The following is a 21,337-nucleotide window of genomic DNA, read 5'->3' on the forward strand; positions in this document are numbered from 1 at the left end:
TAAATGATTTAACAAGTTCATTTATTACCCTATACCGAATTTATGCGGTAATTGTTCCCGGAAAAACGTGATCTTCTAAAAGTTCCTGTAATTTTGCCCGCCCGCGGTTAATACGCGACTTAACCGTACCCATGGGCAGATCAGCAATTTCGGAAATTTCATCATAGGAAAGCTGCTGGATATCCCGCAGAACAACCACCTCACGGAAATCTTCGCTGAGCTCCATAAGGGCCTTTTCCAGCTCATCCATGCACATTTTTTCGTGTAAAACATCGTCAGGAAGGATATCTGGATCCTCCAGCTTCATAGGACGATCTTCGGAATCGTCGGGATCCTTATGGATGGTGACTTTTGTCATCCGTTTTTTCTTTTTGTACAAACTTTTCGCCAGGTTGATGGCGATAGTGTACATCCAAGTAGAAAATTTAGCTATACGCTCATAGGAATGCCGACTGCGAAAGACACGAAAGAACGTCTCCTGTACTAAATCTTCACAGTCGTTGTGATTGTGCGTATATCGATATAAGAAATTGTGCAACCGATCTTGGTAGCGTTCGACTAATAAGTTAAAAGCTTGCTCGTAACCAGATTGAAAATGCTCCATTAAGTCTTCATCAGATAACTGCTGAAGTTCTGCTCTGGATAATGCTTCCATAAAAGTAGACCCACTTTAATTTGCGATTGACAATGTTTAGAATCATCAACAACCGCTAATGGGTATCAGTTGATGATTCTCTTAATCATCAGGAGAAGTATCGTCGAGGGGTCCATTGTTGAAAAACCTTTTGCCGCTCTATCGGCATCCAGTAATGTTTCAAAAATTCTGGGCATCTCCGAAAGCTTAAAAGCTGAAGCGTCTTTCCACAATTTGTTAAAGTACCAGTTGTTACTGACACCTAAGGTTTTCTGAACTTGTTTTTTCGAATTACCCTTTGCGGACAGACGCTGAATCTGCCAGATGTTTGAAAATACATTGTAAAAGAACCCCACGGAACGAATAATTTCTCCCGTGTTCGCTTTAGAGTGTTGCAACATCTGTTCCGCAATAAAGAGGGACTCATCAAGATTTCGCTCAAATAGGGCATCTTTTAGCTCAAACACCGAATATTCGCGGTAAAGGCCGATTATTTTTTTTATATCCTCTTTTTTTATCGCATCGGAAGTGTCCACAAAAGTACACACTTTATCTATTTCTGTGGACAGTAGCTGCAAATCGCTCCCTACATATTGTGCCAGCATCTGTGCCGCCGGTGGACGAATAGTCTTGTTATGCTGGTTTTTTACCCAGTTCATAATCCAGTCGGCCAGCTTATAATCCGGTACCTCTTCAAATTCCTGATAACGGACATGCTCTCCTTTTTTTATAGCCTTCCCGAGTTTTGTACGTCCGTTTGGCTTTTTTGAATCTATGCAAACAAACAGCGTTGTTGGATTGGGATTTTCCAGGTAGGGAATAAAATCATCAGTTTCTCCCCCGTAACTACTCTCTTCGCTATAGCTGCTAAGCTTACTAAAATCCCGAAGGATAACCACTCGTTCATCCGCCATCATAGGATAGCTGCGAATGATGGAGAGTACCTTCTCAGGGGTAACATCGCGACCGTAGAGAAGATCAAAGTTAAAATCCTTTTGATCTTCCGGGACCAATCCTTCCACCACATCCTGGAGCTTATCCAGGAAAAACTTTTCTTCACCGCAAAAAAAGTACACCGGTTTCCGGTCTCCTGACTTTAGTTCTTTCAGGAGATCAGAATAGTGATCAATACTGGTCTTTTTGGCCACGTTGTTATTGGTTATCGATTATATATTAAATAACAATTCATTAAAAACTATGGAGTTAATCTACCCATCATACGGGGGAATGGGATAGTCTCACGAACATGATCCAGTCCACACAGCCATGACACTGTTCGTTCCAGTCCCAGGCCAAAGCCCGAGTGTGGTACGGTTCCATACTGTCTCAAATCAAGGTACCACTGGAAAACATCTTCTGGCAGGTCGTGTTCGGCAAGACGTTTTTTGAGCGTATCCAGATCGGCTTCACGCTCGCTCCCTCCGATCACTTCCCCATAACCTTCCGGGGCCAGCATATCTACCGCCAAGGCCAGATTTTCATCCTCGGGATCGCGCTTCATATAAAAAGCCTTGATTTCTGCAGGATAGCGGTGAACAAAAATGGGTGTATCATACTGCATGGTGAGCAACGTCTCGTCACTGCCTCCGAAATCTTCGCCCCAAGTAAAGTTAAGTGCCGATTCGCGCCAGTCCGGTATATTGCGAAGATCTTCTTCAATTTGATCGATCCTTGCTCCGATCTCTTTTATCCGCTGATCTATCTGCGCTTTACGCCATTTTTTTGCCTGTCCACGTTCTTTCTCGATTTCATCCTGCTCTTCCTTCAATTCAGTTTTTTCCTGCTTACGGTCTTCCACCATTTGATCAAGCATATCTGCCATTTCATCGCTTTTGAGTCGTTCTACAGCCTCAGTATAAGATATACGGGGAAACGATTCTTCAACTGTTTTCTTGAGAGTAGTGGTATCTCTTTCCAGAATTTCCAGCTCGTTTTCGCATCGCTCCAAAACCTTTTTGATCACGAATTTGGTAAAATTCTCCGCAAGATCAATATTCATATCCAAATCATAGAACGCCATCTCCGGCTCAATCATCCAGAACTCGGTTAGGTGGCGGCGGGTTTTGCTCTTCTCCGCCCGGAAAGTAGGACCAAAGGTATAAATGAGTCCGTGTGCCATTGCCATTGCCTCCCCATAAAGCTGACCTGATTGCGTTAAATATGCCTCTTCGTCAAAATATTCGGTTTCAAAAAGATTGGTCGTTCCCTCGGCCGCATTACCGGTAAAAATCGGGGCATCCATCTGCACAAATCCACGCTCCTGGAAAAAAGTATGGATGGCATATATAATAGCATTGCGTACACGCATGGCCGCCCACTGCCGGCGGCTGCGCAACCAGAGGTGACGATTTTCCATCAAAAAGTCCACTCCGTGTTCCTTTGGCGTAATGGGATAATCTTCGGCTACCTGTATTACCTTTATATCAGTAACCTGAAGTTCGTACCCTCCAATACTTCTCTCATCTTCTACCACGATACCGATAACTTCGAGCGAGCTTTCCTGTCGCAGAGTGTCGGCGGAATTCCACACTTCTTCACTGACCGCATCTCTGGCCACCACACACTGGCATATACCGGAACCATCACGCAACTCCAGAAAATAGAGATTTTTACTGCTTCTATAATTGTATACCCATCCTTTGAGCGTTACCTCTTCATCGACATGATCTGATAAATTTGTTATATAAACCATCAATAAGGCTTTTTCTTGATCTGATTGTTTCTTTTATACTGGCTAATAAGACTTTTAAAATCTGTACCCAAGGATAGCGGTTATTACAAATACAATCAACGGAATGAAGGGGGATAGTTTTATTAACCTGAATTGATATTTAGTACTTCCTGTCCAATAACTTTATACTTCTCTCCTCCAATTTTTAAGACCAATAACAACCGGTAGTAGAATGCTATTTCATTTTGGAAAAAGTGAAATTCTCCCTTTTTATTTAGGTTTATCCTTATTATGCTTGTGTTTATTTAAAAAATGGAAAGGCACTGTTTAACCGCTATCTATGCAAAAACGAAAGCTACGTCGAAAATTCCTGCACGACGGATCTGGTCAACTAACCTATGAAATTCGGGAAATTGTAAGTCTTGCCGAACAGTTCCGGGAACAGGGACTGTCAATTACCTGGGAAAATATTGGTGATCCTATTGCAAAAGGAGAAAAACTTCCGGACTGGATAAAGGAAATTATTGTTGACCTTGTTAAAGACGACAGTACCTATAGCTACAGCAGTACAAAAGGGAATCCACAAGCCCGCGAGTTTTTGGCGCAAAAGGTCAATGAACGAGGCGGATGTACCATCTCTGCAGATGAAATAGTTTTTTTCAATGGCCTGGGAGATGCCGTAGGCAAAGTATTTGGATACCTTAAGAAAGAGGCACGCGTTATTGGTCCCTCTCCCGCTTATTCTACGCATTCCTCCGCCGAGGCCGCGCATTCCGGATATAAACACCTGACGTACAAGCTTGATCCGGACAATAACTGGCTCCCCGATATCGATGATCTCCGCAGAAAAGTAAAATACAACGATTCTATTGCCGGATTGCTTATTATCAATCCGGATAATCCCACCGGAGCCGTTTATCCTCAATACATTCTTGAAGAGATGGTTGGCATCGCCCGGGATCACCGCCTTTTTATGATATGCGATGAAATTTACGGAAATATCATTTATAACGGATCTGATACGGCAGCACTCAGCCAGGTCATTGGAGACGTTCCGGGAATTGCTCTTCGCGGTATTTCAAAAGAATACCCATGGCCGGGTGCTCGCTGCGGATGGATGGAAGTATATAACCAAGACCACTACCCTGCATTTAAGACCTACATAGAGACACTTGTCAACGCAAAAATGCTAGAGGTTAGTTCAACAAATCTGCCTCAGCTCTCTATTCCCCGAATCATGGGTGATCCGCGATACCAACATCATTTGGAAGCACGTAAAGAGATGTTTGCGGAGCGAGCTGCTGAAGCTTATAAAATATTTTCTAGCGTAGACGGTATAAAGGTCATAAAACCACAGGGCGCTTTTTATATGACGGTACTATTCGATGATGGGGTATTGACCAAAAATCAAAGACTTCCGATCCCCCAAGCTGATATTAAAGCCCTTTTGCAGGAGAATACGAGTGAGATTACACTGGATAAGCGCTTCGTCTATTATTTATTGGCTTCCACCGGAATCTGTGTTGTACCTCTTACGGGATTTGCCAGCGACAAACATGGTTTTCGCCTTACCCTTTTGGAAACCGACGATAAAAAAAGACGACAGACCTGGCAAACAATCGCCCACAATATCGAGAAATACCTGCTCTCTTAAAGCCCTCCTTTCTAAGGCCTAATATTGCCTAAATCATAACTACACCCCTTCTATAACTTTCTAATATTAGGCACTACATATCATATACCTACTATTTTTACGATTTAATATTAATTTCTTTAATTATTTAATTTAAACAGTAAATAAAAATAATTATTTAAGTTGTTTATTGTTTTAATACGAAATACATTAATGGCGTTTGGCTTAGGGCTCAATATTCTTAGGTCAAATAGAATAAAAACTTAAATAACTACAAGTTATAGAAATGAAAAAATACAGCATTCTAACTTTGGCTTTCTTATTTGCGGGAGTAGCAGATGCATTTGCAGCTGATTCAGCAGCAATGCAAGACGCTGTTGCAACCCAAACAAACCTTAATTATGTGTGGACAATATTTGCCGCCATTCTGGTTTTCTTTATGCAAGCTGGTTTCGCCCTACTTGAAACCGGATTCACCCGGTCAAAAAATGCGGTCAACATTATCATGAAAAACTTCATGGATGTTGGTGCCGGCGGACTTGTCTTCTTCGCTGTGGGCTTTGGCCTTATGTTTGGTACCACTGCGGGAGGATGGATCGGAACCGATGGCTTTTTCCTAACAGGAATTGAAGGACAGGAAACCACTTGGACATGGGCCTTTTTCGTTTTCCAAGCTGTCTTTGCAGCTACAGCGGCAACCATCGTTTCCGGTGCCGTTGCTGAACGAACAAAGTTTACCGGTTATTTACTATTCTCTATTGCCATTACAGCCTTCATTTATCCGATATTTGGCTCCTGGGCATGGGGAGGTTTGTTTAATGGAAGCGGATGGTTAGAAGGCCTTGGCTTCATCGACTTTGCAGGATCTACCGTTGTTCACTCAGTCGGAGGCTGGGCTGCACTGGCCGGAGCCTTAATTGTTGGTCCACGTGTAGGTAAATATGATGAGGAAGGAAAACCTAATCATATTCCGGGTCATAGTTTGCCCCTAGCTGCTTTGGGTGTATTTATTCTCTGGTTCGGATGGTTTGGTTTCAATGCCGGCTCTACCACTGCGGGAAGTACTGATATTGCTTTAATTGCCATGAACACTTTCCTCGCGGCAGGTGCCGGTGCTACTTTGGCTATGATTGTTACCTGGTTAAAAGACGATAAACCGGACGCTCCTATGACGCTCAACGGCGTACTCGGTGGTCTGGTTGCCATTACGGCCGGATGTGCTAACCTGACGCCAGGCTTAGCAATTATTACCGGAGCTATTGCCGGTGTTGTTGTGGTTTACGCTACCGAATTCATTGAAAAATTTGTTGATGATCCAGTAGGTGCCATCGCTGTACACGGAGTTTGTGGTGCCTGGGGTACGTTTGCTGCAGGACTTTTCGACTCTACCAACGGATTGTTTGGAACCGGAGCCTTCGACCCCTCTATTCTCGGTGTTCAACTCCTTGGTATAGCAGCAGCATTCGTATGGACCTTCGGAGTCAGTTATGTGTTGTTCAGTATTATTGATGCTACTGTGGGGCTTAGAGTCAATGGTCAACTCGAAGCGAAAGGACTTGACCTCCACGAACATGACAACCGAGCTTATCCGGAGTTCGTAGGTACGGATGAGTTTATCCCGGGAGAAGTATAACGATGCATATCCTCTCCTATTTTTTCACTAAATAAAATGGCTGACGGGAGCACTTTAGCGGGTTCTACCCGTCAGCCCAAAACAATGCCTAAACAATTCAAAAGAACCGCCTAAACACTAAAGAAATATTATGACAAATTTTACGAAGATCAATACGATAAAATACTTCTTAACCGCACTTTCAATTCTGTTCGTAGCCACAGGCTTTCAAACGGTTAAAGCCCAGGATGATGGGGAAGTGAATGTAAGTACTGGGGTCGATATATACAGCACCTATGTATGGCGTGGTGTCGCTTACGCCGGCCCTTCTTTACAACCATATGTTGAACTTGGCGCTGGTGGATTTACACTGGGAGCCTGGGGATCTCAGGGAATTGATGGCCTTATAACTTCCGGGACGGCAAGTAATGGCTTTCAGGAAATGGATCTCTATACTGCATACAGCTTCGACTTTGGACTGAGTCTGGGAGTTACGGACTATTATTATCCCGGGACGCTTTTTTTCGAGGAAGACAGCCATGCCTTTGAGTTAAACGGCGGATATACGGTTGGAGATCTCTCCCTGTCGGCCAATTATATTTTTGCAGGCGGAGGTTCGGTCGGGGACGATGTTTACTTCCAGTTGGGATATGACGTTGGTCAGGCCAATCTGTTTATTGGAGGCGGCGATGGATGGCATTCCACTGATACTGAATTCACTATTGTGAATATTGGTATCGGCACAAGTAAAGAGATAGAAATTACCGACAGCTTTTCACTTCCGGTGAGCGGAGCAGTTATATTAAATCCTGATACGGAACAATTTTATATAACGGCGGGAATTTCTTTATAAAGAACTACCAATCCCTACTGGTCCTTATCTATCCCTACGTTAGTGGACCTGAAAGCATCCGTCATGAATAATGGCGGATGCTTTTTTTATGGAAGGTACAGAATTTTATTTCTCAGGAGTTAATACAGCTTCAGAAAAAGTATTTTTGCTAAAGAACTCCCGGGCAAACTTTTGCACTTCATCTGCCTGCACTTCGTCAATATTTTCTACCAGCTCGTCAAGCGTAATGTAACGGTTGAAATAGATCTCACTTTTAGCCAATCGCGACATACGGTTGCTCATACTTTCCAAAGATAGCATAAGCTTTCCTTTAAGCTGAGATTTTGCCTCTTCCAGTTCTTGTTCAGGTATGGGCTCCTCAATCAGCTGGTCCAACTCCCGGTTGATAAGCTCCCGTACGTGATCTAGATACTCTTCGTCTGTACCTACATAAATACCATAGAGTCCGGTATCGGTATAGGACTGGTTAAAGGAAGTAATGGTATAGCAATATCCGTATTTCTCACGCACATTCTGATGAAGGCGTGAGCTCATTCCGCCTCCCAATACCGTATTGGCCAGCAGCAAACGATACTTATCGTCATGATCGTAATGCAAGCCGCGGCGTCCGGTGATAAGATGTGTTTGTTCAATGGGTTTGGTCAACTTAAGCTTCTCTACCTGGTATTCCGGCAGTGTCTGGTCCAATTCCTTAAGTTCTTTATTTTCAATATCTCCAAAGACCCTGTCAACCAGCTCAACCACCTCCTCATGCTCTACATTACCGGCAACTGCCACCAGTAGATTCAAAGGCTGATAACGCCCTTCCATGTACTCATAAAGATTATCTCTGCTGAAGGAAGAAACGGTTTCTTCATATCCCAAAGTTGGTCGTCCCAATGGATGTCCTTCAAATATCTTGGCACCAAACTTCTCAAACAGATAGTCATTGGGACTATCACGGTACATCTTCATTTCCTCTATAACCACTTTCTTTTCCTTCTGGATTTCTTCTTCGGGAAAAGAGGGATGCAATACCATATCTGACAGCACATCCAGCGCTTTATCAAGCTGAGTATTAAGGCAGCGCGAATAGTAGCATGTATATTCTGATGACGTAAAAGCGTTTAAATAGCCCCCTACTGATTCCATACTCATTGCTATGTCATAGGAAGAGCGCGTTTCTGTACCTTTAAACAGCATATGTTCCAGAAAATGAGTAACTCCAGACAAATTCTGACTTTCATTTCTGCTTCCGGTCTTCGCCCAAATACCAACAGAGACACTTTTTACGCTGGGTACACGCTCCGTAACAATCTTCAGACCATTATCGAGTATGGTCTTCTTTACCGAATTCAGTTGTTCCTGCTTTTCGTTATCCATAGTAACATTCTTTTCTTTTGCTCTTGACATGATAAAGAAAGCGCCACCCCGAAAAACGAGATGGCGCTTTATCATTTTTTAATGCACTGCCCTAATTGAGACTGTCAATTTTCATCTTCGGGGAGCAATGCTTTGCGGGAGAGACGAAGCTTTCCGCCATGCTCTACTTTCAGGAGCTTAACATCAATTTCGTCTCCAACTGAAAGCACATCACTTACATTTTTCACATGACTGTGATTGATCTCAGAAACGTGCAGCAATCCATCTTTGCCCGGTACAATCTCTACAAAAGCACCATAATCTTTAATGGCTTTTACCGTTCCGTGATAGGTTGCACCTTCTTCCAGATGCCCGACAATACCTTCAATACGCTTCTTAGCTTCTTCAGCTTTTGAGAGCGCATCGGCGGTAATAGTAATTTTACCTACCTCCCGCTCTTCATCTTCTTCTACCCAAATTTCGGTATCCGTTTCTTTCTGAAGGGTTTGAATCACTTTTCCGCCCGGTCCAATAACCGATCCGATTTCATCAGCATCAATTTCCATATTGATAAACTGCGGAGCAAATTCAGAAATCTGCTCACGAGGCTCGGATATGGTTTCAGCCATCTTATCGAGAATATGCAGGCGGCCTTTGCGCGCTTGTTCAAGAGCTTCTTCCAGCTTCTCGTATGAAATTCCACTTACCTTCATATCCATCTGGCAAGCGGTAATTCCATCACGGCTTCCGGCCGTCTTAAAGTCCATATCTCCCATAAAGTCTTCTTCTCCACGAATGTCGGAGAGTACAACAGACTCATTCTCACCGACAATCATTCCCATCGCAATTCCTGCCACGGGTTTTTTAAGAGGAACTCCGGCATCCATAAGCGCCATTGATCCCCCACAGACCGAAGCCATCGAAGACGACCCATTAGATTCTGTAATATCGGAGATAACCCGGATTACATATCCGAACTCATCAAATGATGGCATTAACTTGCTGATAGAACGTTCGGCAAGGTGGCCGTGCCCAATCTCACGTCGGCCGGGGCCGCGCATAAATCCAGCTTCTCCAACGCTGTAATTTGGGAAATTATAGTGCAAAAAGAACTTCTTATCTTTTTCTTGTAATAGGGTATCAATTGACTGAGCGTCTTTCTGTGTTCCCAGTGTTACAGAAACCAATGACTGGGTTTCGCCGCGAGTGAAAATAGCAGAACCATGTGTGCGTGCCAGATAATCAACTTGCGTCCAGATATCCCGGATATCCTCAGGAGAACGTCCGTCAATACGACGTTTCTCCTCCAGTATCATAGCCCGAAGCTGGTTCTTCTCTATCGTGCTAAGAATGTCTTTAATATCATCTTTGGCATCCTCATATTCTTCTTGCCCTGTTAGCTCTTCAACGACCGACTCTTTTAGCCCATCCAGCTTTTCGCTGTATGCTTCTTTTCCGAGACCAATATGAACGATTTCTCTTACTTTCTCTTGAGCAAGTTCCTTCACTTTGGTTTCGAGATCTTCGTCAACAGGCTCCGGCTCAAATTCCCGCTTGGGCTTACCAAACTCTTCGCGCAGCTCTTCCTGAAAAGCACAGAGCTTTTTGATCGCTTCATGGCCAACTTTAATAGCCTCAAGCATTTCCTCTTCGGAAACTTCATCCATTTCACCTTCCATCATGGAAACACTCTCTGCAGTTCCACCAATAATCATATCGATGTCACTGCCTTCCATCTCACTGATGGTAGGATTTACAACAAAATCTCCTTCAATACGTCCTACCCGAACCTCTGCAATAGGTCCCGCAAATGGGACATCGGAAATATGCAGCGCAGCGGATGCACCTACAGCGCCCAGCACATCGCCGTCATGTTCACCGTCGGATGAAAGCACTGAACAGATAATTTGGGTTTCATGGGTGTATCCATCCGGGAATAAAGGGCGAAGGCATCGGTCAATCAGCCGGCTGGACAAAATTTCTTTATCATTCGGGCGGCCTTCTCGCTTTATAAATCCACCAGGAAACTTACCGCCCGCAGAAAAGCTCTCGCGGAGGTCAACAGTCATAGGGAAAAATGGCTTATCGGAAGCTTCCTTGGAGCTTACCGCCGTACAGAGTACCATCGTATCTCCCATGCGAACAACAACGGCTCCATCAGCCTGCTTTGCAATACGACCGGTTTCAATGGATAAGCTTTTACCCGGCGCAAATTCAATACTTCTAAAGTCTTCTTTCATGGTCTATTTTCTCTTCAATTCAAATTTTACGTCAATGTATGCGCGAACGATAATCAAATCACCAGGCAAGTATAAGATGAGACGGGCTGCCTTGATTCCAGATCGCACGAAAAGTGTAGCTAAGCAATCATTAAAAAAGGCACGTTCTTAAAACGTGCCTTCTCATGCATTACTTACGAATTCCTAATTCGCTAATAAGCTCACGATATTTCTCAATATCATTCTTCTTCAGGTAGTTTAATAATTTCCTTCGTTTACCTACCATTTTTAATAACCCTCTCCTCGAGGCATGATCCTGCTTGTGATCTTTCAAATGCTCCGTTAAATCATTAATCCGCTCAGTTAAAATAGCGATTTGAGCTTCTGTGGATCCCGTATTCTCTTTGGATCCGCCAAATTTTTCAACAATTTCTTCTTTGCGTTCTTTTGTTATCGACATGTGATAATTAAATTCTGAATTTTCTTTTCTGCAACTACGTAGTTTTAATCTTATTAGCCGTCAAAGATAAACTATTGAGTAATTTTTTGCAATATTTATTGTTCCGCAAGCAGCTGCCTTGCTTTTTTTTCGTCGTCCTTAAGCTGTTGGATAAGTTCATTGATACCGTCAAACTTTACTTCATCCCTTATCCGGTTAAAAAATCGAATTTGGATTTCTTTACCATAAATATCCTGATCAAAATCAAATATATTGACCTCCAAAGTTCGAATAGATCCATCGAAAGTGGGACGTGTACCTATATTCATCATCCCCTTAAACCAATGATCCATAACCCGGATACGTACCGCATAAACTCCATCTTTGGGTATAATTTTCTGGGGATGTTCGGCCTTGATATTAGCAGTCGGATAACCGATCTCCTTCCCCCTTTTGTCTCCATGAACAACCGTACCGTTCAACCGGTAAGCGCGCTCCAACAGCTTAGTCGCTAATTCGACATTTCCCTCCTCGCTTAAGATATTTCGAATGGAAGTACTGCTAACAGCCTGATCCCCCACTTCCCGTTTTGATACCACATAGGTTTCAAAACCGAGCTCAGCACCAAGATCCTCAATAGTTTCTATAGAGCCCTCGCGATTCCGGCCAAACTGGTGATCATAACCTATTACAAATTCACTGACACCAATTTTTTCATAAATGATATCCCGGACAAATTCTTCTGAACTGAGGAGGGAAAAATCGCGATCAAAGGGAATTACAATCATTTCATCAATACCCAGTTCCTGAATAATCTCTGAACGTTCCTGAATGGTCGTCAATAACTTAATACCTTCCTCACCGGGATTAATGATATCCCTCGGATGAGGATCAAAGGTAACCAGCACACTGCGTGCATTACGTTTTTCAGCTTTTCGAACGACCGTATCTAAAATTGCCCGATGGCCTGTGTGGACTCCATCAAATGTACCCACCGTCAATACCGTATTAGAAGTGCGGTCTGCTTCATTGAGCAAAATGTATTCTGCCATTACTAAAAAAGATCTGGGTTAGTAAAAAACCGTTTGCAACAACAAAAGAAGTTAATAACAGTGAAATTAACGCCCACAGAAAGAATCCAAAAAAAGGCTATTCCTCTTCATTATTTTTTTCGCGTTCTTTTCGCTCTTTACGAATCTTTTGAAACAACCCTTCCATCTTCTCAACGTATTCGGCTGTTTGATCATTAATTAAATGAAGTTCCGGTATTCTTCGAACCTGATGACGAATTTTATCGGCTAATTCTTTTCGAATAGCTGCTTTGTTATCTTCCAGATGAGCAAAAAGAGCGTCTTCATCTTTTCCAGGGGCATATACACTCAAATGCACCTTGGCAATCATTAGATCCGGCGTTACTTCCACCTTCGTAACGGTAATAAATGAACCACTGCCCTGATAACTTTTTTGAATGATCTTTCCTAAATCCCGCTGAATTACGGCACTTAGCCGTTCTGTACGAATACTCATAATATTATTTCGCTTTGGGCTTTTAACGAACGAGACTAGTCATTATCGCTATCGCTTTTAACATCTTCGAGGCTACGCCGTGACTCAACGATTTCATAATTTTCAATCACATCGCCCACTTTAATATCATTATAGTTGACAATACTGATACCGCATTCATACCCGGTCTTCACTTCTTTGACGTCCTCTTTAAATCGCTTAAGCGAATCAATCTCACCTTCATAAATAACCACTCCATCGCGGACAATGCGTACCGGGTTATTTCGGTTTATTTTGCCCTCAGTAACATAGCAACCGGCAATGGTTCCTACTTTAGAAACCTTAAATATTTCGCGTACTTCTGCATTACCATACAGTTTTTCACTTATCTCTGGTGAAAGCATACCTTCCATTGCATCCTTAACCTCATCCACGGCATCGTAGATGACACTAAAGAGTCGAATATCAATTTCCTCCTCTTCGGCAACCGACCGGGCATTCGAAGTCGGCCGTACCTGGAAACCGATTATAATAGCATCTGATGCTGAGGCCAGCAATACATCCGATTCGGTTATCGCACCCGCGCCGGTATGAATAATATTAACTGAGACTTCATCATTGCTGAGCTTTTGCAGGGCTCCCGAGAGCGCTTCAATGGAGCCATCCACATCAGCCTTGATAATAATATTCAGATCGGAGACCTCGCCCAGTGCCAGTCGACGGGAAAGGTCATCAAGTGAGAGGTGCTTGGATTTGCGCAGCTCTTGCTCGCGTCGAATTTGTTGACGCTGGCTGGCAATATCCTTGGCTTTTTTCTCACTTTCGATAACCACAAGCTTGTCTCCCGCTTTCGGAATATCATCAAAGCCGGTAAGCTGTACCGGCTCAGAAGGTCCCGCTTCCTCTACTTTATTCCCGAGTTCATTCTCCATGGCTCGAACGCGTCCAAAGCAAGAACCCGCTACGTAAGGATCTCCAACTTTAAGAGTACCATTTTGTACCAAAATATTTGCAACAATCCCTTTCCCCTTGTCAACCCGGGCTTCAAGTACAACTCCGTCTGCCCGACGATCGGGATTCGCTTTCAATTCCATGAGCTCAGCTTCAATAAGTACCTTATCGAGCAGCTCGGGAATACCTTCCCCCGTCATTGCGGATACTTCGGCTGCCTGATTCGTTCCGCCGTACTCCTCTACAATAACATCGTGTTCGGCCAGCTGCTGCTTTATCTTATCAGGATTAGCTGCGGGCTTGTCCATCTTATTAATAGCCACAATGATGGAGACACCTGCAGCCTTAGCGTGGTTAATAGCCTCTACCGTCTGAGGCATCACGGCATCGTCGGCCGCAACAACCAAAATAACGATATCGGTTGCCTGTGCCCCACGTGAACGCATTGCTGTAAATGCCTCGTGGCCAGGAGTATCCAGAAATGTAATCGGACGTCCATCTTCAGTTTCCACCTCATAAGCACCAACGTGCTGAGTAATTCCGCCGGCCTCTCCTTCGGCTACTTGTGATTTTCGAATATAATCAAGCAGTGAAGTTTTACCGTGATCAACGTGGCCCATTACCGTAATAATAGGAGCACGGGGCTGGAGATCTTCCGGATCGTCTTCTTCCAGTTCAATTTCTTCAATAGCCTCTTCGGCATCTACAAACTCTACTTCATAGCCAAATTCTTCGGCAACTAACTCAATAGTGCTGGCATCCAGGCGCTGGTTAATAGAAACCATCATGCCCAGATCCATGCATGTAGTTATAACATCGTTGGTCTTCACGTCCATCAGGTCAGCAAGGTCACTTACCGTAATAAATTCCGTGACCTCAATAATATCTTCTTCAAGTTCTTCGAGTTCTGCCTGTAACTGCTCTTCTTCCTCGCGCTCTTCTTTTCGCTGTCTACGACGTTTTTGTCGACGGCTACCTACCGTTTCAGAGGACTGCATTTTACGCAGTGTCTCCTTCATTTTTTCTTCGACATCCTCTTCATCAACGCGATTATGGCGACCTCGACGTTTTTTCTTTTTCTTCTTTCCCTTGTCCTTGTCTTTTTTCTTACTCTTGGACTTCTTCTGCTTATCAGATTTATCAGAATCCTGACCCTTTCGATCTTTTTTCCGCTTACGTTTTTTACGGCGCTTGGGCTTACTCTCGTCAATCTTAACTTTTCCAAGAACCTTTGTCCCTTTTAACCGACCGGCACGACCACGAATAACTCCTTCTTCCGTTTCTTCTTCATCTTCGTAGTCCTCTTCATCCTCGTAGTCATCCTCATCCTCGTAGTCATCCTCATCCTCGTAGTCATCTTCTTCCGAATCCTCTTCCTCCTCATCATACTCATCATCGTCTTCTTCATCCTCTTCATCTTCTTCATCCTCATCGTCTTCTTCGTCAGATTCGTCTTCCTCTTCTGCTTCTACCTCTTCGACCTCCTCGGCTTCTTCATCCTCACTTTCTTCAATATCATCATCCGTATCGTCTTCTGATTCTGATACGGTTTCTTCTTCCTGAAGCTCTTCGGTTTCTTCTATTTCCGTTTCCTCAATATCCTCGTCTTCTTCATCTTCCTCGGGCTCCTCTTTCAGGGTCTCATCTTCTGTTTCTTCAGAAACGACTTCTTCATCCTCAGCAGGTTCTTCTGCCTCTTCTTCAACGAGATCTTCTTCTGTATCTTCCTCAACCTGTTCATCATCCAAAGGTTCGAGTCCCTCAATTTCTTCTTCGGGCTCCTCTTCAGGTTCTACCTCTTCCTGAGGTTCAATGGGCAGCTCTTCTTCGAGTGGTTCAAGCGTATCTTCAATAGAAACACTCTCGTTACGGCTGGCACGAATTTGATCGCGGCGGCTGGCATACTCTTCCTTTGCTTTGGCGTGTTGTTGACTATTGGCTTTATCAACGCCGTATACCTCTTCCAGCACCTCATACATTTCAGATGTAATTTTGGTATTGGGCTTATTGGCTACCTCAAAGCCTTCATCCGAAAGCGAATCTACAATAGATGTAGTAGACACGTTAAATTCGGATGCAACTTTAAATAACCGTTTTGGCTTATCCTTTGGCGACATATAAATCTATTTCTGAAAAGTGCGTTTCTTATTTATTTAAAAACAGCCGTTTAACGTACTAAGTATAAGGGAAAACTCGCTGAAGAGAAATGTAAGTTTATACTTAATCATTCATCTTCAAACTCATACGCAATTATATCTATAATACGTTCAGCTTCATCTTCTGTAATCTCTCCTTCGGTTCTCCGGACGATTTCTTCTTCATCCAGATCCAGCACCTGACGGGCAGTATCACACCCAATATCATGAAGCTGCTGGATAACCTCCGGACCAAAATCAATTTCAAATTCCTGAAGATCGATATCATCTTCTTCTTCAACCTCTCGATAGACATCAATTTCACAATCTGTCAGTTTAGATGCCAAACGGATATTTACTCCGCCCTTACCAATCGCTTTAGATACCTCATCAGCTGGCACAAGTACTTTGGCAAGGCTTCCGTCTTCACTAAAATCAACACTCAACACCTCTGCGGGTTGAAGTGCTCTTTTAATAAACTCATGTTTATCATCCGTATAATTGATTACATCAATATTTTCATTCTGGAGCTCTCGCACAATGGCATGAATCCGGATACCTTTCATACCCACACACGCTCCTACCGGGTCGACACGTTCGTCGTGCGACATAACAGCCACTTTTGATCGGTCACCGGGTTCACGGGCAATACGGACCAGTTCAATAATTCCATCAAATACTTCAGGAATTTCATTTTCAAACAACCGCTCTAAAAATAACGGAGATGTTCGGGAAATAATAACCGATGGATTACCATTATAACGCTTCACCTCTTTTACTACAGCCCGTATAGTATCGCCCTTCCGGTATTTATCCTTATAAATCTGTTCTGACTTGGGTAAGACCAGCTCCACTCCGTTGTGGTTGACCAGCATTTCGCGGCTGCGGATCTGATACACATCTCCCAGCACGATTTCACCTACGCGGTCAGAATATTCTTCAAATATATTATCTTTCTCAATTTCGCGAATGCGCTGAGCCAATTGCTGCCGCGCCATCATCACGGCACGACGTCCAAAATCCTGAATGGAAAGTTCCTGTGCAAATTCGTCGTACAACTCCAAATCAGGATCATGCTCTAAGGCCTCATCTATGGTAATCTCCTGCACTTCATCGGTCAACTCTTCTTCCGGAACAACTTCCCGAATATGAAGAATCTGAATTTCTCCCCGATCAGCATTTAAAATTACCTCAAAAGCGTCGTCAGAACCATACTTCTTACGAATCATCGTTCTGAAAACATCTTCCAGAATAGATAATAATAGCTCTTTTTCTATATCCTTATCTTTTGCAATTTCAGCAAAAGACTGAATAATTTTCTTGGATACGTCGTTTGACATCAGTTAACTCCTGTATGCTTAGAATTATTTAAAAGAAGGAATAATTTTAGTTTCCACAAGATCCTCAAAAGGTAAATTGACTGTCGTTTGTTCATTGATCTCTACAGCAATACCTTTTTCGGTTACTTCCTGCAAAATACCTTCTACTTTAAGATCTTCTCCGTCTTGTTCATATTTTACCTCAACCTTACGTCCCGCGTTCTTAGGGTATTGGCGACGATCAATCAGTGGCCGATCCAGTCCGGGTGAAGACACGTTGATGCGATAATGTCCGGAAAAAAGCTCGTGGGCATCCATTAAAAACCCCAGCTCATTGCTTATTTCCGCACATTCGTCCATATTTACTCCGCGATCTTCGCCATCGACGGAGACCCATATCTCGGGAGTATCCCCGCCTTTTATTTCAACATCAACAAGGAAAAAATCGGTCGTTGACAGCACCGATTCAGCCAGCTCTGATATTTTATTTATAACGCTATTCGTCACAATTTCCGTAATTACAGGTACAAAAAAAAGTGAGTACCTTGCGGCGCTCACTTAAAGCAATCAAAGATACCGTTAATACTCTTAAAAAACAACTCCCTCCCAATCCCTCTTTCATGCTTTGACCCCTATTTCGAAATTATATTTCTACATTTTTATTTTTTAGAAAATCTTGTACCATACTCTTTCGAGTTTAAGGTCTATTGTAAAAGAAGCGTATTAAAATCATTCTTTCAATGTTAAAATTTATATTTACCTATCTTCTCTTTCTGTTATTCACAGCTCCCACCCTAGCTCAACAAATTGATATCAAGGCTACCTCTGCCGGGGAAAGAGCCCAGTCCATTGAGCAGCGCCACCAAATGCGAACCAACTCCATCTTTAAGGAATATCCCGTGCGCAATGTCGGACCGGTCGTAGTCGGGGGACGGATTACGGACCTGGCTGTTCAAAGTGAAAATCCCAGAAATTTCTACATTGCCTTTGCTTCGGGTGGGGTTTTTAAAACCCATAATAGCGGCAACACCATGGAACCCATTTTTGACCATCAGGGAACGCTTACGATTGGAGACCTCGCCATATCACAAGCGGACAAGGATATTATTTGGGTAGGAACCGGAGAAAACAACAGCAGCCGATCCAGTTATGCCGGAACGGGGGTTTACAAAAGTATGGACGGAGGAGAAAGCTGGGAATTTGTAGGGCTACGGGACTCACAGCACATCGGGCGTATTATTACTCACCCTACAGATCCGGATATTGCCTGGATAGCCAGTATGGGTCCCCTTTACTCCGCCAATGAAGTGCGAGGGATATACAAAACAACCGATGGCGGGAACAGCTGGACCCAAACCCTTACCCCGCCCGACAGTACCGGGGCTATTGATCTGATCCAACATCCCAAAAATCCTGACAAGCTTTGGGCCACCACCTGGGAGCGCTACCGCCAGGCGTGGAACTTCGACGAAGCAGGACCAGGTTCTGCAATTTATGTCTCGGAAAATGGAGGGGAAAGCTGGCAGAAATCAATGAAAGGATTCCCCGATAAGAAATACGTGGGACGAATCGGCCTGGATATCAGCCAAAGCAACCCGAATATCCTCTACGCTTTTCTCGACAACCAAAAAGAAACCAAAACAAAAAAGGAGACCGATTCGGATGAACTGACGCAAGCCGACTTTATTGAAATGGAGCGGGAGGAGTTTCTAAATCTTGATAACGAAAAGTTAAATGACTTTTTGCGCAACAATGACTTTCAACGGGAATACACTGCTGAAAGCGTAAAAGAGGATGTCCGGGCGGGCGAATATCCTCCGAAAGCCCTCGCCGACTATCTGGGTGACGCCAATGAAGCCCTTTTTGAGAGTAGTATTGAGGGGGCCCAAGTCTATCGCTCGGAAGATGGGGGAAAGACTTGGAATAAGATTAACAGCTATCCACTCGATAATCTTATTTATACCTATGGATACTACTTTGGTGAGGTGCGGGTATCCCCAACGAATCCGGATGAACTCTATATTCTGGGTGTTCCCCTGCTAAAATCTACCGACGGGGGAAAGACCTGGAAAGCCATTGCCGAAAACCAGGATGTACACGTTGATCATCACGCTATGTGGATCGATCCCGAGGATCCGGAACACTTGTTTTTAGGTAATGATGGCGGACTTTATGAAAGTCATGACGGAGGTAAAAACTTCATCCATCATAACAATGCCCCGGTCGGACAGTTTTATACGGTTGCCGTGGATATGGAAGAACCATATAACATCTATGGGGGACTTCAGGATAACGGAGTGCTTACCGGCTCTTCCCAAGGTTCCCCCAACGACGGCAATGAATGGGAGCAGCTGTTTGGCGGGGATGGCATGCATATAGCCGTTCATCCCGAAGATAGTGACCGTATCTATATGGGATATCAATTCGGAAATTACTTTCGGCTCGACAGGTCCGATAGCCAATACGAACGCATCACTCCCAAACATCATATTGGAGAAGCTCCCTATCGCTTCAACTGGAACACGCCCATCGAAATGAGTAATCACAATCCCGATATTCTTTATTTCGGTTCTCAAAAAATCAACCGGAGTATGGATACTGGAAAAACCTGGAAAACTATCAGTCCCGATTTAACTCATGATCTTCCGAGCGGGAACGTTCCCTACTCCACTCTCACCACTATCTCAGAATCTCCCCTCGATTTTAGTGTTATCTGGGCAGGAACCGACGATGGTAACATACAGGTCACAAAAGATGGAGGGACCAGCTGGGATTTGGTATCCGATGAATTGCCCCGGCGCCGGTGGGTTAGCGAGGTACAGGCTTCTCCCCACTATACGGCCACAGCTTACGCTTCTCTCAACGGCTACCGTTACGATGAGTTTAAAACGTATCTCTACAAAACAACGGATTACGGAAAAAACTGGCACTCCATAAAAGGGAATCTACCCGACGACGTAGCAAATGTTATTGCTCAGGATCCAAAGTATCCGGATCTTCTGTACGCTGGCTTCGACCATGGTACCTATCTCAGCTTTGATGATGGCAATGAATGGTTTCTGATAAATGATATTCCCAACGTGGCGGCCTACGATATGGTCGTTCATCCCCGCGAGCTGGAGCTCATAGTTGGAACACACGGGCGCAGCGTATATGTTATGGATCTCAAACCTATTCACACAGTAGCTAAAAACAAGAACCAAAAGGTTTTGGCTCTTACTATTGATGATATCTCACATTCCGAAAATTGGGGCCAGCGCCCGGTCCCTTATCGCCCGGTTAATGAACCATCCGCAAAATGGATGTACTGGATTGGAGACGAGCAGGTACAAAATCAGTCTATAGAAATTACTGTGAAAGATAATAAGGATAATACCGTTACTACCCTCACCGATCGGGCCAGCTATGGCTTCAATACCTTTGAATGGAATCTTAAGCTTCAGGAGGCCAAGGAAGGCGAAACGGCCGATTATTTAAGTCCCGGAAACTATATAATTACTTATAATATTAATGGATCTACCGATGAAACAACATTCGAAATTACTTCTCCTAATAATAACAGCAATACTGGTCAGCGCGTGTTCTCAGGACCAGAAGAAATCGAATTCGAAGACTACTGACAATAATACCAATTCTGGTCGCCAGCTGGAGTATGAACGCTCTGTCACATTTCTGACAGCAGAGGGAGATTCCATTTCAACGGTTGACGTAGCAATTGCCGATGATAACCAGGAACGAAGCGAAGGGCTCATGAATGTGACCGACTTACCCTCGGACAAAGGGATGCTTTTTATCTTTGATGATAATCAACCACGCAGCTTTTACATGGCAAATACGCCCTTATCTCTGGATATTATTTTCGTCAATGCGGATAAAGAGATCGTGCGTATTCATGATAATACACAACCCTATTCCGACAAAAATTTAACCTCCGGGAAACCCGCCCGGTATGTTATTGAAACCAATGCCGGCTATTGCATGTCGCACGATATACGGGAAGGAATGCAAGTAACCTTTTAACAAG

At 43.8% G+C, this 21,337-nt stretch carries 16 protein-coding genes; 5 read left to right on the forward strand and 11 right to left on the reverse strand.

The features are described 5' to 3' along the window. Positions 1–40 precede the first annotated feature (40 nt). The 3 genes from ABEB05_RS05110 to ABEB05_RS05120 form a co-directional block, all read right to left on the reverse strand. Positions 41–655 carry a sigma-70 family RNA polymerase sigma factor gene (locus ABEB05_RS05110; protein ID WP_265788109.1) on the reverse strand — a complete coding sequence of 205 codons (615 nt, stop codon included), beginning with the start codon at positions 653–655 and terminating at the stop codon, positions 41–43. Positions 656–720: 65 nt separating this feature from the next. Continuing rightward, complete coding sequence (gene holA, locus ABEB05_RS05115; protein WP_265788111.1) at positions 721–1,782, reverse strand: DNA polymerase III subunit delta; 1,062 nt, start codon at positions 1,780–1,782, stop codon at positions 721–723. A gap of 47 nt (positions 1,783–1,829) precedes the next feature. Then, positions 1,830–3,326, reverse strand: a complete 1,497-nt coding sequence (locus ABEB05_RS05120; protein WP_265788112.1) for an asparagine--tRNA ligase — start codon at positions 3,324–3,326, stop codon at positions 1,830–1,832. Positions 3,327–3,645: 319 nt separating this feature from the next. Here ABEB05_RS05120 and ABEB05_RS05125 point away from each other — a divergent pair, with 319 nt between their 5' ends. The 3 genes from ABEB05_RS05125 (at position 3,646) to ABEB05_RS05135 (ending at position 7,403) form a co-directional block, all read left to right on the forward strand. Continuing rightward, the gene (locus tag ABEB05_RS05125) at positions 3,646–4,959 is read left to right on the forward strand and encodes a pyridoxal phosphate-dependent aminotransferase (protein WP_265788114.1); all 1,314 of its coding nucleotides are present in this window, start codon (positions 3,646–3,648) and stop codon (positions 4,957–4,959) included. A gap of 265 nt (positions 4,960–5,224) precedes the next feature. Beyond that, positions 5,225–6,571, forward strand: coding sequence for an ammonium transporter (locus ABEB05_RS05130; RefSeq protein WP_265788116.1), 1,347 nt, complete (start codon positions 5,225–5,227; stop codon positions 6,569–6,571). 130 nt (positions 6,572–6,701) lie between these two features. Next, entirely contained in the window at positions 6,702–7,403 is a 702-nt protein-coding gene (locus tag ABEB05_RS05135) for a TorF family putative porin (protein ID WP_265788118.1), read from the forward strand. A gap of 105 nt (positions 7,404–7,508) precedes the next feature. Here ABEB05_RS05135 and ABEB05_RS05140 read toward each other — a convergent pair whose 3' ends face one another. The 8 genes from ABEB05_RS05140 to ABEB05_RS05175 all read right to left on the reverse strand — a co-directional run bounded on the left by ABEB05_RS05140 (position 7,509) and on the right by ABEB05_RS05175 (position 17,820). Next, complete coding sequence (locus ABEB05_RS05140) at positions 7,509–8,765, reverse strand: M16 family metallopeptidase (protein WP_265788120.1); 1,257 nt, start codon at positions 8,763–8,765, stop codon at positions 7,509–7,511. A gap of 104 nt (positions 8,766–8,869) precedes the next feature. Continuing rightward, positions 8,870–10,984: a polyribonucleotide nucleotidyltransferase gene (gene pnp / locus ABEB05_RS05145; RefSeq protein WP_265788122.1), complete on the reverse strand. Its 2,115-nt coding sequence runs from the start codon at positions 10,982–10,984 to the stop codon at positions 8,870–8,872. A gap of 169 nt (positions 10,985–11,153) precedes the next feature. Further along, positions 11,154–11,423 carry a 30S ribosomal protein S15 gene (rpsO, locus tag ABEB05_RS05150; protein ID WP_265788124.1) on the reverse strand — a complete coding sequence of 90 codons (270 nt, stop codon included), beginning with the start codon at positions 11,421–11,423 and terminating at the stop codon, positions 11,154–11,156. A 95-nt stretch (positions 11,424–11,518) separates the two neighbouring features. Continuing rightward, positions 11,519–12,454: a bifunctional riboflavin kinase/FAD synthetase gene (locus tag ABEB05_RS05155; protein WP_265788126.1), complete on the reverse strand. Its 936-nt coding sequence runs from the start codon at positions 12,452–12,454 to the stop codon at positions 11,519–11,521. 97 nt (positions 12,455–12,551) lie between these two features. Further along, on the reverse strand, positions 12,552–12,929 hold the full coding sequence (rbfA, locus tag ABEB05_RS05160; protein WP_265788128.1) for a 30S ribosome-binding factor RbfA: 378 nt from the start codon (positions 12,927–12,929) through the stop codon (positions 12,552–12,554). A 35-nt stretch (positions 12,930–12,964) separates the two neighbouring features. Beyond that, the gene (gene infB / locus ABEB05_RS05165) at positions 12,965–15,922 is read right to left on the reverse strand and encodes a translation initiation factor IF-2 (RefSeq protein ID WP_345694236.1); all 2,958 of its coding nucleotides are present in this window, start codon (positions 15,920–15,922) and stop codon (positions 12,965–12,967) included. A 161-nt stretch (positions 15,923–16,083) separates the two neighbouring features. Then, positions 16,084–17,334 carry a transcription termination factor NusA gene (gene nusA / locus ABEB05_RS05170; protein WP_265788133.1) on the reverse strand — a complete coding sequence of 417 codons (1,251 nt, stop codon included), beginning with the start codon at positions 17,332–17,334 and terminating at the stop codon, positions 16,084–16,086. Between the two features lie 24 nt (positions 17,335–17,358). Further along, positions 17,359–17,820 carry a ribosome maturation factor RimP gene (locus tag ABEB05_RS05175; RefSeq protein ID WP_265788135.1) on the reverse strand — a complete coding sequence of 154 codons (462 nt, stop codon included), beginning with the start codon at positions 17,818–17,820 and terminating at the stop codon, positions 17,359–17,361. 233 nt (positions 17,821–18,053) lie between these two features. Here ABEB05_RS05175 and ABEB05_RS05180 point away from each other — a divergent pair, with 233 nt between their 5' ends. Both ABEB05_RS05180 and ABEB05_RS05185 read left to right on the forward strand, forming a co-directional pair. Next, positions 18,054–20,933: a WD40/YVTN/BNR-like repeat-containing protein gene (locus tag ABEB05_RS05180; RefSeq protein WP_265788137.1), complete on the forward strand. Its 2,880-nt coding sequence runs from the start codon at positions 18,054–18,056 to the stop codon at positions 20,931–20,933. Continuing rightward, on the forward strand, positions 20,836–21,333 hold the full coding sequence (locus tag ABEB05_RS05185; protein ID WP_265788139.1) for a DUF192 domain-containing protein: 498 nt from the start codon (positions 20,836–20,838) through the stop codon (positions 21,331–21,333). Before ABEB05_RS05180 ends, ABEB05_RS05185 begins: the two co-directional genes overlap by 98 nt. The last annotated feature ends 4 nt before the right edge of the window (positions 21,334–21,337 follow it).

Source organism: Fodinibius salicampi, from assembly GCF_039545095.1.
In the GTDB taxonomy this organism is placed as follows: Bacteria; Bacteroidota; Rhodothermia; order Balneolales; family Balneolaceae; genus Fodinibius; species Fodinibius salicampi.